General features: G+C 44.8%; 10 protein-coding genes and 1 tRNA gene. 2 read left to right on the forward strand and 9 right to left on the reverse strand.

What is annotated here, in order from left to right; translation table 11 throughout:
* Positions 1 to 17: 17 nt before the first annotated feature.
* From FG11_RS09025 to FG11_RS09045, 5 genes are all read right to left on the reverse strand, one after another.
* Positions 18 to 539 (reverse strand): cupin domain-containing protein, encoded by a 522-nt coding sequence (locus FG11_RS09025; RefSeq protein WP_235276367.1) that lies wholly within the window; start codon positions 537 to 539, stop codon positions 18 to 20.
* Between the two features lie 172 nt (positions 540 to 711).
* Entirely contained in the window at positions 712 to 4,359 is a 3,648-nt protein-coding gene (locus FG11_RS09030; protein WP_160277152.1) for an autotransporter outer membrane beta-barrel domain-containing protein, read from the reverse strand.
* 32 nt (positions 4,360 to 4,391) lie between these two features.
* Positions 4,392 to 8,444, reverse strand: coding sequence for a TonB-dependent receptor domain-containing protein (locus tag FG11_RS09035; RefSeq protein WP_235276368.1), 4,053 nt, complete (start codon positions 8,442 to 8,444; stop codon positions 4,392 to 4,394).
* Positions 8,445 to 8,658: 214 nt separating this feature from the next.
* Positions 8,659 to 9,627, reverse strand: coding sequence for a FecR domain-containing protein (locus tag FG11_RS09040; protein WP_020182764.1), 969 nt, complete (start codon positions 9,625 to 9,627; stop codon positions 8,659 to 8,661).
* Positions 9,621 to 10,136, reverse strand: a complete 516-nt coding sequence (locus tag FG11_RS09045) for a sigma-70 family RNA polymerase sigma factor (protein ID WP_047534464.1) — start codon at positions 10,134 to 10,136, stop codon at positions 9,621 to 9,623. The genes FG11_RS09040 and FG11_RS09045 overlap by 7 nt, the downstream gene beginning before the upstream one ends.
* A 791-nt stretch (positions 10,137 to 10,927) precedes the next feature.
* Here FG11_RS09045 and FG11_RS09050 point away from each other — a divergent pair.
* On the forward strand, positions 10,928 to 12,880 hold the full coding sequence (locus FG11_RS09050; RefSeq protein ID WP_047534465.1) for a putative bifunctional diguanylate cyclase/phosphodiesterase: 1,953 nt from the start codon (positions 10,928 to 10,930) through the stop codon (positions 12,878 to 12,880).
* Positions 12,881 to 13,009: 129 nt separating this feature from the next.
* Here the strand turns inward: FG11_RS09050 and FG11_RS13480 are convergent, their stop codons facing one another.
* Entirely contained in the window at positions 13,010 to 13,183 is a 174-nt protein-coding gene (locus FG11_RS13480; protein WP_025224823.1) for a DUF1328 domain-containing protein, read from the reverse strand.
* 311 nt (positions 13,184 to 13,494) lie between these two features.
* Here FG11_RS13480 and FG11_RS09060 point away from each other — a divergent pair, with 311 nt between their 5' ends.
* Positions 13,495 to 13,809 (forward strand): hypothetical protein, encoded by a 315-nt coding sequence (locus FG11_RS09060; RefSeq protein WP_157355063.1) that lies wholly within the window; start codon positions 13,495 to 13,497, stop codon positions 13,807 to 13,809.
* A gap of 180 nt (positions 13,810 to 13,989) precedes the next feature.
* Here the strand turns inward: FG11_RS09060 and FG11_RS09065 are convergent.
* The 3 genes from FG11_RS09065 to FG11_RS09075 form a co-directional block, all read right to left on the reverse strand.
* Positions 13,990 to 14,066: transfer RNA gene (locus FG11_RS09065), tRNA-Arg, on the reverse strand.
* Between the two features lie 222 nt (positions 14,067 to 14,288).
* Positions 14,289 to 15,476, reverse strand: coding sequence for a glycosyltransferase family 4 protein (locus FG11_RS09070; RefSeq protein ID WP_235276369.1), 1,188 nt, complete (start codon positions 15,474 to 15,476; stop codon positions 14,289 to 14,291).
* Between the two features lie 458 nt (positions 15,477 to 15,934).
* Complete coding sequence (locus FG11_RS09075) at positions 15,935 to 17,047, reverse strand: glycosyltransferase family 4 protein (RefSeq protein WP_047534473.1); 1,113 nt, start codon at positions 17,045 to 17,047, stop codon at positions 15,935 to 15,937.
* Between the last annotated feature and the right edge of the window lie 15 nt (positions 17,048 to 17,062).

Raw genomic sequence — 17,062 nt, forward strand, 5'->3', positions numbered from 1 at the left:
CAATGTCTATTAAAATACTAATGACGAGGGTCATCTTTAGGATTGGTGTAGGTGATTGCCCAAGGCCCGGTAGCAATAAGCTCAACAATTGTTTCTTCATCGGTTGTCCATACATAATGTGTATGACCTGTCGGCAACACAAAACTCGAACCCGCCTTGAGCATCTCACCTTTTTTCTTATCTAAGACATTACCCATACCATTCCCCAACTTACCACTCAAAACTGTAACCACCTCTGTAAATGGGTGCGTGTGTGGTGGAATAGGATAATTCTTTGGAAACTTAAGCCACGCAATGAACACTCCAGCTTTGGTAGGATCTCCAACAAGAATTGCGCTTTTGGCACCCTTGGGTAAAATCGGTTCATCTTTCCATTGCACGGTCTCAGGCGTAAATGATTGCATGCTATCTGCATGCATTCGGCTAATTTTATCTTCCGCTAAGGCTGGCCCAGCCAACGCAAAAACGATTGCAATACTTAACATATATTTCATTTGATTCCCCATATAAATTGATGATGAAAAATTCAATTCAATCATTTGACTGAACGAGTATACAGAACTGTATACATGCTGTGATATTGCTCGATTTTCAGATTGAGCAGATGCCAAATTTCATTAAATAATCCTAATGATTTTGGTGAAAATGGTGGTCAGCACCAGCACTACTCACGAATGAAAAGCGCTGAAACGCTGGCTGCGTCTCGGCGTATTACTCTTGAATTACAAAGCCATCTTCGCTCACGATCAGCCAGCGACCGCCTTTTTCTATTAAATCAAGCGCCTTTAACAACGTTTGTTTTTGCCCCCCGTCTGTCAAGGTTTGCGTAAACACTGCAGTCGCTTGGTTTCCGTTGGGCGTAATGGTTAAGTACGAAGTTTTGATGGCAGCATTACCATCACGCGAGATTTCAAGTTTACGTTTTTTCTCCCATGCTTGACGTGTACTACCATCAGGCGGCGTGAACTCACTGGCATAGCTATTAAAATACATTTCTATATTTTTATTGGCTAAAGCATTCACCCATTTGCTAACGGCTGACTCAATTTGTACTTCATGTTCTGATTTAGGTGTGCTTTGCGCCACGGAAGCATCGCTCACCGGCGCAATGGCTTGCTGTATTGCATTAATGTCTGCTTCTGTAGCATTGACCAATTGTGTTTGCTTAATCTTAGCCAACAGTGCTGCTTTGTTATGATTGGCGCGTTGGATGTAACTAGGCCCTTTGTCAAAGTCATACCGAATACGCATGGTCATATTGTGGCTGAAAAACTTATCGCGCATCTCCGCCTCATAGCTTGCCAATAAGCTTACTTGGTCGTTCTCATCATTACCTGTTAGTTGTACGCTTGCGCCTGCCACAATACTTTCACGCGCAATGTCCACGCTTGGGTTATTAAATGTGCTGCCACCTGCTAAAAATCGTGCAGTTGTCGTTTGCCCGATATCACCAAACTCATGCATCCAAAGCGCGTGTACACCAATATTTGCATTCCAGTCATCTTGTTGAAGATTCCATAATGCTTTTGCACCAATACCAGAGCGGAAAGAGTCTGTAGCCTTGCCATCCACAGCCAAGGCAATGGGGGTGCCTGGAGTGACTGTATAAGAAGGATCACCAGCACGGCCAACGCCATTCACACCAGTAATCGTTTTGCCTTTCTCTTTGTAGCCAGATTCATCTAGATGGTTATAACGTAAAGTAGCTACGGGAATAAACTGTAGCTCATCCGTCAATTGGAATGGATAGCCTGCATCTAAATGGCTGCTAAACTGCCAAGCATCGTGCTCGCCAGTCGCGACGCGCCCTAGTGCAAGCCGTCGCGTATCAATCACGTGCCTACCGCCCCCAATGGCTGCATTCAAGTACCAGTCCTGCATATCCCATGCGCCATAAATAGCGGAAAAGTAGCTATTGGTATTGATTGTATTATTGTCTGTGAGGCCACTGTTATCGATATTGCCGCCAGCAAAACTAAATAGCGCACCCAAGCGGAATGTTTGATCAGCACCAATATCACGATCTGCACCGACTACAAACCCTGTTGAATGGAGCCTGAAACCATCGACACCCTCACGCTTATCTTGTGTACCTTGATAGCCAAACCCTTGCATCCAAATGCCTGTACTGGCTTTGGGCTTATCCACAGCGCCCGCGTTGCTGTCCAGGCTGGCTACGCTCACCTTTTTATCACCAGCGAGGGCCTGTTCAACCAAGCGATTTTCCAGAATACCGAATGTGCGATCCGTGTTACCCAGCACCATCCGAATAACGCCATCATGAATTTCCGGACGTAGACGCTCGGTTGCACGCTGTAACTCTTGGTTATCTAGACCTTGAATCTCTAATTGCAAACCTGCAATCACTGGGTCTGTGCTCGGCGCATTCATCAAAGCCATGACCGCATTGGTACCCGCTTTAGTCGGGTTAAGTATTTGGGGAATGGCATTGTTGGCGGTCAGCACGATATCCCCTGTGCTATCGCTACTGGTGAATTGCACAATGCCACTATTGATAATATTTGGCTGGCCACTTGAGTTGGTGGCAACCGTAAACGTATCGCCAGAGCGAATGTATATATCTCTAAACGTGGGAATCAGCGTGCTGTTATTGCTAAACGTACCAGTGCCTCCTTGTACATCTACCTTGCCGTTACCCGTAGGTAAAATACGGAAAGCTAAACTGGATGTATCGGTAAAAGTAGCATCACCATTCACCACTAGTGTTGCATCGCGCACCGTAATTCGGCCATTATTGATAAGGTTTGCATTTATCACGCCAATCGCATCTGGTGCTGCTGGAAATGGGGAGTTTGACGGCGTGTAATCATAATTGCCAAAATATCCGTAAAAATTATACCCTTGGCCAATCGTAACTGTATTGGCGGTAATTGCGCCAAATTCACTAAAGAAAACATTTGAGTTCAGGTTGACATTACCGCCAGCTACATTGAGTGTTCTGATATCGAAAAAAGTATTGGATGATATATTCACGGTACTGACTTGCAATGTCGCATCTGCTGTACAGCCCCCTTGAAGCGCGGGTGGGAAACAACGTAAATTAACGGTGTTGTCTCCCAAGCCATTGGTAAAAATATTGGTACTAAAATTACTAGGCGTGAGTGTGTAATAAGGGCCGCCATTAAACGCAGGCACCAACGAGCTCAAATTAAAATTAAACGTATTCAATGACCCTACAACATCATCAACACGTATTTCATTGCCACCGCCTTCATTAAATGTGCCGTTGTTAGTCAGGGTAAATGTTTTAGCACCAGATACCGTGCCAACAGTGGTCGCCACGCCGCCCACCACATCAATAATTTCAGCATCACGCTGGTCTATATAAATGTTACCCGTCATATAGCCGCCCGCCTCATTATTAATGACGTGCTCACCGTTACCGAGGTAAATATTGCCGTTAATAAAAGCTAAATAACCGTTATTAATCACGCTATTTCTAACACCAACTTCATTAGCCGCATGGGCCAGTACTAAAGAAGGGTTGTTTTTCTGCGCGGCCAGTAATAAAGGGTTACGGTCGACCAGTACAATATCGCCCTGTATACCACTGGCATCTTGATTGGGATTGATATTATTCAACGTCGTTAAGCCAGCGCCATAGTTAGCGATTGCCCAATGCCCCTCCCCCAAGGTATCCCCAAGGGTAAATGAATAAGAGGTATTGGCAATTAAAGATTTATTGGTAATGTTAATCTGCGCAGCATTGCCATAGAGCGCAGCAGAGTAATCACCTGTGGCCTGCACGCTAGGAAAGTAAGCTGAAAATATCGCAAAATTAGGGCGAGGGCCAATTTGGTTAATAAAGTTAAATGTGGCGGCATCTGCGTTGGCACGGATTGCACTGGCCACACCCACACTGGCGCCATTATTGAGCAACTGCCCGTTGCTATCAGCGCTGAATGCGCCTGAGTCTATCGTAAGCCCAGGCCCTATCACTGCAGGAATAATCACTGCCGGCGTAATCAGATTACCATCTTGGTCATAGACATCTTCACTTACAACGATCTCTTCACTGATGACCAAATCACCTCTATTCACAATAATATTGCCACTATTTTCGACTGTGGCTGCATTATTACCATTGGTTTGTATGGTGCTCACCGTGTCTTGTGTGATGGCACTGTGGTCATTAATGATCTTAATATTAGGTTGATTATTCAGGCTCGCCGCACCACTGGTGCTATCAAGTGTGACGCTGCCAGTGATAGGTGTACTGTTACTCGTATTACCAGTACAGGTAAAACTGCCACCGCCGTTATCCACGCAGTCAGCATGCGCATGCGCTGAAAAAACCATGAATCCAATACTGAAAATAGCACTGATTGCTGCAGCCATGGGTTTGCGTTCAAATAGAGTAAACATGTGCATTATTTGTTCTCCGCAGTCAGGCTAACCTGAATATTTTTAACTTTTACTGCACTATTTTTCTGTGTTTTTAACTGCTGCTCACTACTTATCAACTTAGCTTCACGCGCTTTAGCGGCATACTCACCCACAATCGTCCAACGCCCATTCTGTTGCTCAAGGTATAGTATTTTCTTAGTGGCTTGCTCTCCCTGCGCAGAAGTGACCACTTGCTTAAACACAGCCGCCATGCGCTTACCTTGTGGTGTCACCAGCAAGTCTTTGATGGTGATTGCCAAATTAGGCTCAGTGAACATGTCTATTTTTTGCTGCTCTTCCCAAGCGGCATGACTCATACCTTCTGGCGCAAATGTCGGCGCATAATGTTGCAGCACTTTTTCTGTATTGCCTGCCATCAGCGCAGCTTTCCACGATTCAATTGTGGCAGTGACCTCATCTTTAGCAATACGTGTAGATTGCTCAGCATTTAACTTGAGTACCGGGAGTGTGGATAGTGTTGCCATGGTTTTTTGAAGCGCCAACTCCTGCGCAGAGGGTGGTGGCGCTTCAGGTGGCAATGTGTCTGGCTCCGTGCCAAAATTAACGCGGGGTAACGCTTTTTTAGATGCATCAAAATCATATGCAAGTGTCGCCCATACGCCACGCGGTGCGCCTGCTGACATAAATTGTGTGGATGTCCACTCACTCGAATTATAGTTAAAGCCGCCTGGGCCAATTGCCCCATAGGTGGATGGTGAAAATGGCGTTAACCCTAATCGACCAGCCGAGAAATATTGCTTATCTAATAAGTTATTGATAATGAGTCCGGCTTTCCAGCTTTTATTAATCTCATAACTGGCTCTGAAATTGAGCACCGCATAGCCGTCAGACTTACCATTCCGCTTAAAGTCAGGTGTAGGGATAGTGATTTGTGCTGCCTGCCCTGTCGCATCTAATCCTGTCGTCACAATGCCTCGGCCAGGTCCTGCCGTATGCTCATTGTTTTCATTGCCACGCACAAACGCATCGCTGTGGCCAACCATGGTCAACCCCAATTTCAATGCGGGTGTCACCTTATATCCCCAGCTAACATTTACGTTATGCAATGGCACCCCTGGCATGCGGTCACCCGGCTTTACTCTAATCTGCCCATACAATGGATTTGTGGTCTCGTTACTTAAAAAAGAGCTATTATTGAGGCTTAACATCCTAAAGTCAGATTGAAATGTGGCTTCCGTCAGCGAGTAGTTGACTCTAAAATCGGACCGTCCATACTCGCCGGATAATCCAAACTCAATGCCACGACGGCGCGTTGCACCGACATTTTGGAAGAAGCTTAAAGTAGGGGTTGGCGATACTAAATACAAATCATCTTTTAAATTGGTTTGATACGCACTGACATTCCACTCTAATAAATCTCTAAATTTACCGCGTGCGCCAAACTCTGTCGTTTGTGCCACCACTTGTGGCAGATACGGGTCACCCGATAGAGAGCTTGGTAAATTACAGCCGCGTCCATCTAATAGGCTACGTGGCTTAGAACCAATCACTCGCACACCTGGGTCGTTTGGATAGCGTCTTCGCAATTCTTCTATGTCCACAAAGTTGCCAAACTCATCCCTACCGTAAGGCACAATAGTTCCGTCATATGCACAACCTAGTTCAATGACTGAGGGCACCCGCGTACCTTGATTCCAACTTGCATAAAGATTTAAGCGTGGTGTGGCTTGCCAAGTGACCCCTACCGCAGGGTTGAGTGAATGATAATTAAATTTTTCTGTGATTTTTTTATCGAGACTATTCAACGTGCTGTTTGTACGCGCTAGCCTGTCTTCTAACGGGACAGGCGCAGACAAATTAATAGGGCAATTGCTGAGGTCTGTGCCTGGGCAAATCGTCACAAAATCATATTGGTTAAGCAGTTTTGCAATATCCGATCCCACACCATTGACTTTCTGTGGGGCCAGTCTATTTTGTACATCGGTGTAGTTATAGCGGCCAGAGAAAGCAATATTGAGCGTTTCGGTAGGCGTCCAAGTCTCACTAAAATAGACACTTTGCGTTTTTAACTCACCATCAAAGTCGTTAATGGTGACATCATGATCCGCCGCATAAAACTCTTTACCCAACTGACTGGGGTCGTTAAATACATTGCGCTGATCATCCACTTGTCCATATCGCTGTTTACCCAAATAAGTAGCAGAAGAAGCATCCACAGACGCCCCTACCATAAATTTATGATAGTCAGTATTCCAGTTAAGCTGGACTGCGCCCCCTTGTGTTGCCTGCTCAATATTAGAGTTAGTGATGATTGCAGTAGGTGTTCCCGCTACCACGCCTGTACCAGTGCCATTCACAGCACCGTTGGTATTCGTTAAAGCACCATCTCTACGCCGTCCTGCCGACGTGCCATCTGGTAAAGTATCGCCGAGTATTGCTACGCCATTGTCTTGTTCAATACGGTCTAGTGGGTCTGTACAGTCAGCCTGATTGACAGGTGGTTTAAATAGCAAATAGGTTTGGGTGCCGTTGTTATCAAAACTAAAAAAGTCAGAGGCACTTAGACCCACATCTGCATTACTTTCCAAAACACTACTGCCATTTGGCGCGCTAAAAGCATTTATAAATCGTGTTAAATCTGCAGTGGGAATGTTTGCATTAAGTGGGCCAGCTAATGCATAGTTAGGGACAGAACCGCCAGTTGCATTGAAGTCTGCGTAAAAAGGGCTGGGGTTATTTGCATCCAAAGTATCAAGATAATAATCAGGCAAGCCATCTGCATTGGCATCGGTAAATGCACAGGTATAAGTTTTGCCGGGCGTGGGTTCACGTGTTGCGCGAAAAGCCTCTCTAAACGTATCAATATCAATAATATCGCCAGTGGTAGACACGCGATTACTACCGCGCTTATACACCATGCCGGTAATGCTAAACGTATCGCTGACATCAAACACGCCCGATAGTTGAAACTGCAATAACTTATTGCGCGTGACATCTGGCGAGGTAAACACTGCTGTTGAGTTTTGCTCATACAATTCAATCGGCACAGTACCGTTACCCACTAGTTTATTGACTGCGGCTAAAGAAGAGAATGCCAATGAAGCGCGCTCGCCTTGCCACTCTAACTTACCAAATGCTTGATTGACTTTACTTGGCGAGTTATCACGCCAGCCATCTTCTAAAAAAAAATTACCCGCGCCAAACGCTGCAAAGTCACCATTATTCACACCGCCGGATACTTGAAATTGCTTACGTCCAAAAGAGCCTGCCAACACTTCTGCGCTTACTCCTTCGGTGGTAAAGCCACTTTTGGTTTTTACCGCCAAGGCGCCACCCAAGGTATTTAAACCAAATAGCGGGTTAGATCCCGGGTAAACATCCATGCCCTCCAGTGCATTGGTTGGAATCATGTCCCAGTTCACCACATCCCCAAAAGGCTCATTCACGCGAATACCATCAAAAAACACACTGAGGCCTTGAGGTGTACCGAGCTGCGGTGAAGCCGTAAAGCCACGGTAAGTCACATCCATTTGAAATGGATTCCCTTGATAGTCATTCACGTTGACCGATTGCAGCTTACTGTTCATTAAGTCGGTAAGGCTTAGCGCGTGCGCCTCTTTAATTTCTTTGGCGGTTACACTCTGCACATTGCCGGGGATTTGCTCTTTAGTTAAGGCAAGCCCAGGCATGGGGCCTATGGCTTTATATCGCTTAGCGCGGACGTTAATGGTGTCTAACTCAACGGTTTTGTCTTCAGTGACAGATACATTCGCTTTTGGGGGCAAGCGTTTGAGTAAATATCCGCCCTTATTATCAGGCGTAGCCTCCAGCCCGGTGTCTTTCAATATCTCATTAAACCCTTCTTGCAGGCTGTAGCTACCTTTTAATCCATGTGTTGTTTTGCCTTGCGTGAGTTGCGGGTCAAATACAAGCGTTACTCCAGATTCTGCGGCATAACCACTCAGTGCCGTACCAAGATTACCTGCAGGAATACGGATATTCATTTTGGGCAAAGTGGTATTCAATGCTTTATCTTCAGCATGGGCTTCTGGCAAAAACCATAGTACAAGCATCATGATTAGTAGGAGTAAAACAATGATGCCAATTGCCTTATAGGCATGCGCGACAAGTCTATTGCTGTCTATTTTTTGTGTGAAGTGCTGCCACTGCATGAGAACCCTCTAGCCATAACTGAAGTGATATTGCTGTTATGCCAATCGAGAATTAAAAAGTGCTAATGTTTTTTTAATTTTTTTAGCAAATATGGAAAATACGTTTAAAAAACCAGGATTAAAGCGCGCTGACTTTAGTAAAGAACTTTGTATAGGTCTGGATTTTTACTGGGAATTTTTCTGCAATATGCTGCAGCGTAATATCCGTATCATGTATAGGGAAAGAGCCGGAAATTTGAATGTCAGCTACTGCCGGGTCACATTGCAACAAGCCCGGACGGTAACGTGACAGCGCTTGAACAAACGCATCTAGCCGCATGTTATCAACAACGATAAATCCTTTTGCCCATAACGCATCTAACGTACTGGCATCTGCCTTTTGTGAAAGTTGACTTACTGAAAATTGAATCGACTCACCAGCCTGCAAAGTAATACTCTGCTGTGTATTGTTTTGTGGGGAAACGCGCACCGCGCCATCAAACACACTGACTTGTGTGTGACCACCAAAGTCCCTCACCGTAAAGCGGGTACCCAGTGCTACCGTCTTGCCGTGTTGGGTAGTGACCAACAATGGACGGTATGAACGCCCTTGCTCATGTGCAGTTTCAATCAGCACCTCACCCGCAATCAGTTCAATCCAACGCTCAGACTCTGTAAAGTGAATATTGACACTGCTAGCACTATTTAAGGTGAGCGTACTGCCATCTGCCAGCGTCACTTGCTGTGGTCCGCCCGTAGGCGTACGGTAATCGGCCAAGAGTGGTTGCCATGGCTGCGTTTGATACCCTGCATAACCTAACCCACCAGCGCCAATCAATACAGCTAGCTGTTTAAGTGCTAATCGACGCTGTGGAGACGGCGCGCTATATAGGCGCTGTAAGGTTTGATTAATCTCTTGATGGCTAGCAACGGTTTTAAAATGTTGTGTCGTTTGCTCAATTTTTTGCCAAGCCTGCTTATGCAAAGCATCTGCCTCTTGCCATTGCTTAAATGCAATGAAATCCCGCTCTTTTGCATCGCCTGAAGAAAGTTTGACAAACCAGTCACTGGCCTCATCTAGGGCGTGATTAAATGAGCGAGCTAGCATATTGATGCTTGTTGCAGCGCCACACAATGCAGCAATGCTTTTTTAATATAAAGCCTAACAGAAGCCACTGAGATACGTAAATCAGCCGCAATTTGCGCGTGCGTCAACCCATCCACCTGCGAAAGCAAAAATGCTTTCTGAGTCTTGTATGGCAAACCGCCCAGCAATGTATCAATTTTGATGAGCAACTCTAACGCCATTGCACGCGACTCTTCAGATGGGGCTGCAGCAGGGGAAAAGTGTGCCACCTCCTCTAGATACGCCCGTTCAATATCGCGTCTACGGATATGATTCACCATCAAGCCATGTGCAATGGTCGTGAGGTAAGCGCGTGGCTCTGCGATCGTCAATGGTTCTGATTTTTGCAGTAGCTTTACAAACGTATCTTGTGTTAAATCAGCCGCATCTTGGCTGGATCCCAGCTTTTTACACAGCCAAGCATAAATCCAACGCTGATGGTGTTGATAGGTATGTATAAAATCAATGGCGCTTGGATCTAATGCTGTCATGAAAGGCTCAAAAATGGGGTTTTGAGCTATGTTGCAAGATTTGTACCGCCTAGCTTACAACATGTAAGTCATTGTTATCACTTTAATATTATTTTTTAACAATACACATCTGGTTGACTACAACCATCCGTTTGGTTGTAGTTGTCTGCTTTCCCATATGCTGCAGTCATTAGCTATAGGGTATAGAAGCAATTTTCCTTAGTAAAATCTGATAGGTTAAAACGCTCTCATTGCACTTGCTATGTCTCAGCTTTGGGGATTTTTTCCCGAGCCTAATTAGTACTTTCTGAAATGTGTATCGATGGCGGGATACGTGCTTACGCCACCAAACCACAAGACCAGTCGCACCAAGCATGGCTATAACCACTCATTAATGATCATGACCCACAACCTATATCTTGCTGAGACAAAAGGGATAATTACTCAAACAAAATCTACTTGTACAACCGATGAACACGCACACTATTTGGCCAAACACGTAATATTTGTGTGTGCGCTATTAGTTTTTGTAATATATATTTGCACCTCTATTCTTGGGTTATCAAGAGAGATGAAAAATGTATTATATAAATCAATGCGATATTGTGAACTGTCGATCCAATTGCTGTACTACTTTCAATAGTTTGTTTCAGCAATGAGGCGCTGCACAATTAGCGCGACCCTTTATTCTTACAACCAGCCTAGCTTGGTGTATTGGATTTCTCTGCATTTACCAGTACTAGAGACGGCTTTGAATGGTGAAAATGGTGTATGCATTCGTTAAATGGTTGAATACTTTAAGGAGTAAGTCAGTGATCAGTGTCTGGAGAAAAGCTCCATATACCCCACATTTAATTGCTTTACGTATTTTTGTTATCTACATTTTATCTGGTCTTTTTTGGATATTTTTTAGCGATAACATTCTGGAGGCGCTAGTCTCTTCGCAAGAGCAATTCACTGAATACAGTATTTATAAAGGTGGCGCATTTATTACGCTTACCGCTTTTATGCTTTATTTTTTAGTGCGTGGCAGCGTACAAAAACAGTTCGATGTTAAAACTTCTTTGCATGTAAGTGAGGATCGCTGGAAATTCGCTTTAGAAGGTGCTGGCGATGGCGTTTGGGACTGGGATATGGTCACGGACCAAGTGTTTCGCTCTGCGCGCTGGAAAGAAATCTACGGCTACACCAATAACGAGATTGAAGAAACGTCTAGCGCTGGGCGTCAGCTCGTCCATCCCGATGATTTAATGCATCAAATAGAAGATACACAAGACTATCTACATGGGAAAAAAGACTTGTATGTGTCCGAATACCGTCTGCTTTGTAAAGATGGTACTTGGAAGTGGACACTTAGCCGTGGCATGGTAATTAGCCGAAATGCCGATGGAAAACCTTTGCGAATGATTGGTACGCATACGGACATCAGTGAAAGAAAGAATGCAGAGAATCAACTATTTCAATTAGCGCACTACGATCAAATCACACGCCTGCCTAACCGAGTCTTGTTTCTAGATCGATTTCAACAGGTGCTCAAGTATGCCAAACGCGACCAACAACCCATTACTTTAATGTATCTTGATTTGGACCGCTTTAAAGAGGTCAATGATACGCTCGGCCATGATATGGGTGATGTATTGTTGAAAGAAGCGGCAGACCGTCTCATGAAATGTGTAAGAGCAGATGATACTGTCGCGCGCATGGGCGGCGATGAATTTACCGTGATATTGAATAATATCGACAATCAAATTAGCACTGAGCGTATTGCGCAAAGTATTTTAGATAAATTCACGGAGCCCTTTCATTTGGATGGGGAAGTTGTCTATATCAGCGTTAGTATCGGCATTAGCGCTTACCCAGTGGATGGCGATGAAGTAGAAGTGTTACTTAAAAATGCAGACCAAGCCATGTATGTGGCGAAACAAAATGGCAGAAATCGCTATCACTACTTCACGTCAGTCATGCAAAACCATGCGTTAAATCGTTGGAATCTAAGCAATGATTTACGTGGTGCAATAGCTGCCAATCAACTTACACTCTATTACCAACCTATTGTCGATCTCGACACAGGGGATATTCATAAAGCAGAAGCGCTCATCCGCTGGCAACACCCGACGCGTGGCTTGGTGAGTCCTGCTGAGTTTATCCCCATTGCAGAAGACACTGGCATGATCATTGAAATTGGTGATTGGGTATTTACCGAGGCGGTAGAGCAAGTCATCAAATGGCGCATGCATCAACCCAATTTTCAAATCAGTATTAATCGCTCCCCTGTGCAGTTCAGGGCTAATCTCAAATACCATTTGAACTGGGTCAACCATCTACATGCACGCAACCTGCCTGGCAACAGCATGTGTATTGAGATTACAGAAGGGTTATTGTTAGATGCGCGCGATGCAGTGATTCAACAGTTGGATAGTTACAGTAAAACAGGCATTAAAATAGCGATTGATGATTTTGGCACGGGCTACTCATCGCTCGCCTATTTAAGAAAATTCGACATTGATTATGTCAAAATAGACAAGTCATTTACCTCCAATATCCAAGCAGGTTCTAGCGATATGGCGTTATGCGAGGCCATTATTGTAATGGCACATAAACTAGGCAAAAAGGTCATTGCAGAAGGGATTGAAACCCAAGCGCAGTTAGACCTATTGATTAAAGCAGGTTGTGATTTCGGACAAGGCTACTTATTCTCAAAACCAGTCCCTGCCGATGCGTTTGAAACGTTACTGGCAGAGAAGGCTGCATTTATCTGTGCGTAAATAAAGCAGCCAGCTTCGTCATCCACTGTGCCCCGTTATTCACACTGCCCTGGGCCACTTGCTCTAGTGGGTAGGTGAGATTGCGTTATACATTTACTCCAAACAAAGTGTATCTAATTGCATCGTTCATTAGGCAAACAAACTCACTCCAAGAATGGCCGCAAGCACCACTAATAAAGCAAGCGCCAAGAATACAAAAAAGAACAATTTGGAAATTTTGGCAGCACCGGACTCTACTCCGCGAAACCCTAACACCCCCGCGATAATAGATATCACCAAAAACAACAAAGCATAGTAAAGCATATCCTCACCCCTTAATTTGATAAGTTAATTGTTGTTAACAATCATGTAATCATCATATTCGCCAGATATCATTCTCTATATAGGTCAAACCCTCTACTTATCGTAAGAACCTACCTACGCCGGAAGTCACTTGCCTTTCAACACAAGTTAATTTGGCTTGGATTGGCTAAATAAGCATTGACCAGATTAGTAGATGAAATTGTTACGAAATGAAACTGAACAGAACTTTAATGCGTTTTATTGCATCAGAACTATGTATGCGCCAATAAGCACGTTGTTTATGCCGCTTTTAAAGTGGATATCAAGGTGTATTGGCCAAGCAATTTTTTGTATTAAAAAAATTAAATCATGCGTCAGTAAGGAGAAAAACGATTATGAATTGGGATCACATTGAAAATAACTGGGATGACTTTAAAGGAAAGATAAAGCAAAATTGGACAGAAATCAGTGATCAGCAGTTAGAAATGGTTGCCGGAAAACGTGACCGTTTCGCACGGGTAATTCAACGCACTTATCACATAGGTCCATCAGAAGCAGAGTTGCAGTTGTCCGATTGGCAAAATTCACAAATCAATATTGATGGTCACTTTTATGCTAAGCCACCCTTACTGCATAAGCATTTTTAAATCACACCATCTCAATTTTTCCGGCACCTAAAGTGCTAGATGACAACCCAGCGCAAATATATCAATACTGAGCATGCACTTAGTGGCGCTTGCTTCTAGCGCTCAGCCTTGTACTACAGATTATCGTATACAGATCATCAAATGACAAAGGGCTAGCCTAAGCTAACCCTTTGTTTTATTTGGCGCGCCCGAAGAGATTCGAACTCCTGACCCCTTGGTTCGTAGCCAAGTACTCTATCCAGCTGAGCTACGGGCGCGTAAGCGGTGCATTATACGCGAAACTCACTGATTTTCCCAGTAGAAAAACACTGTTAAGTGAGTCAAATCCATGCATTCCGTATGAAACGGTGGTACATGAATTAATGCGTTCTGCAACGAGCGGCGTATGTTACGCGATTATTATTCGTTAGTCACGTTTTTTTCACCGATACCGCCGAATAGATGCAACTTACACACAAGACCTGCAAAACAACTTAATGCTACTCAAACTGCCCCATCAACTTGGTATCCTGATTAGTCACTTTGATTACCGAATGTGACTTCATGACAGAGTGCGGTTTATCATCCATGACATCTTTGTATAGTTGCGCAGTATTTTCAGCAATTCTTTGCCAGTTATAGCGCCCAACCACCCATTGACGAACAAACTCGCGTTCACCTGGGCCGATTGGATTGAGCACCCGCTCTTTCAATTTGGTCGCCAATGTATCAATGTCTCCAAGTGGGAAATAATGCTCTTGTGACAGCCCTACTTCTAAATTTGCAGGGATACCGCTCGCGATGATGGGCAAACCAAAACTAAGCGCTTCCAGCATGACAATGGGCAACCCTTCGTGCGAAGATGGCAGCACAAACAAACCTGCATGCGCGTACAGCTCCCTAAGTGCCAAGCCTTTTTGAAAACCAGTCATCACTACATTTGGCGTCATCACAGCGCGATTCACCAAAGAGGTTTGATAACTATCAGGGTGATCTGACCCACCCACGATGACTAATTTCCAGCCGGGAATTGCAGCTTTAACAAACGCATCGATTAAATCCAAATGGCGTTTTTCTGGCACTAATCGGCCAACCAACAATACATAACGTTCTGGGATAAGTCCAAATTGGTTAAGTGCAACAGTAGATAGTGGTAATTGCGGCAATACCACGCCATTCGGGATAAGTGCTGATTCAACACCATGCTTATCACGTACCAGATCAGTAATGACTTTTGAGATAGCAACCCGTCCATTGGACCAGCGCATGCCAAACCGCTCGCCTAAGCGCAATACTAGGCGCGCGAAGCGTCCCCATTTTTGACGTTCATAGTCAGGGCCATGATGCGTCACGACTACGCGTAGACCAAGTAAGCGAGCTAATAGCGTCATCAGCCCGGGGCCTATTGCCTGAATATGCAGAATATCCGGGCGCTTGATGGCAGCATATAGCACGCCGATAAAGCTATGCAATATGGCCTCTAACCCTTTAGTTTTGGGTGCCCACAGAGGCTTAAACTTAACCCCCTGCCACTCTGCTCCAATCTGCTCCGATTGATAGGCTGAACGGGTAATTACCGTTACATCATATCCAAGCTTCACCAACAGAGGGCACAGATGCTCAGCATGTGTCTCTACACCACCCTGCACTTCAGGAAACGCGCGTAAACCCAACATCATAATCTTCATTGCTTTTACTACCTCCACACACTCGCTTATGCAAAATACTTAACCAACTTTTACTACAGCAACGTCTCCGAACATCGCACCACCTAATGCACTCAGCGCTGGGCATACGACTCACCTCGCCTGCCCAGCCACCAATCGGTTGCATACAACCAATCAATGGGTTTTATTCAACCAAGCCGCAGTGCGTCTAAGTATTCCGAGGGGAGCCAAAACGAATAAAAACAAATCAATTCATTCATCAAAACCCTTACGGAATCTAGCTTGCAGCGTGATTGAAATTACTTTTCACAACACATCATTGATATCGCCTACAGATATATAGTGGCAAATACTATGCCCGCCACCGATGTCTCACGCGGTAGCACAGCATCATTCAGTCTCTGGGAATTAAGGTATTAAAAATTACCTTGTTGAAAGCGCAACAGACAGTTGCGCAGAGGGTAAAACTATGACTCTTTCTAATCAGGTGTCTCAAACACACGTAATACATCTTTTGCGAGCTTGGCCCAGTGATATTCAGCCTCCAGCAATGCACGTCCATGCTGGCCTAGCATTGACATCTGTTGCTGGCTAACCAGCAAAGCCAATGTTTTTTGCGTCATGGCAGCATAATCGTTAGGCGTAACCAATACCCCTGTATGGCCTTCAACCACCAGCCCGCGATAAAACAAAAAATCCCACACCACGACAGGCAAGCCCATCGCCATCGCCTCTAAACAAGTGCCTGGTAGGCCTTCGTAGTAGGAGGTCGACACGTAGACTTTGCTTCTGTTGTAATACGAAACCGTTTCTAAAAAGGACACTTTCCCGGTCAGCCATATATTGTTGGCATATGGCAAAAGCTTGTCTTTCACCCAGGCGTAATCATCACCATAGCCAACTATCGCAATGCGAATATCCGGTTTATTTGTAATCAGTTGTAGGCACAGCTCCACCATGGAACGGCTGCCTTTTCTCAACTCAATCCTGCCGCAAAATAGTACGTCGATATCTTTATCTACTGAAGTATCTGGCGTAAACAAAGCGGTATCAGCCCCGTTTGGAATCACCGTGATAGCGTTTTTGAATTCATAGGCAAGCACCTCTTGCCGCCCTTGTTCAGTTAAGGTAATGACTTTTTGCGTACGGCTAAAGATTCGATATTCCATCCATGCCTTGATCGCCAGAGAGTATTTCCCCCATTGACTATCAAAATGCTTGGTCGTATAAAACTTGCCAGACATGCCTAGATAAGTGGTGTGCGCCGTTAACACCACAGGGATATCTTTTGGAAGAAACAGGCCGGGAATCAGCGGCGGAAAGTGCAAGTTAACCCACTTAATTTTACCGGCTTGGTATAAATGTATGAGCTGCTTACGTGCTTGCCAAGACCAAACTACTAGACTGAGCCGATGCGCAGCCAGCGGAAGATGAATGATTTCTACGCCCGCATAGTGACGGGCTGTTTGATGCTCATCGCCCGTAATCAAATAAATCGGCGGGTGATCTGCTGGCAAATTAGCTAAAAAAGAATCTAAGTAACGCGCAATGCCGCCAACGCCATAGAACTGTGGATAAACAATTGCAATCATAAAGAACTCTTAAAT

The organism is Methylotenera sp. N17 (genome assembly GCF_000799155.1).
GTDB lineage: Bacteria > Pseudomonadota > Gammaproteobacteria > Burkholderiales > Methylophilaceae > Methylophilus.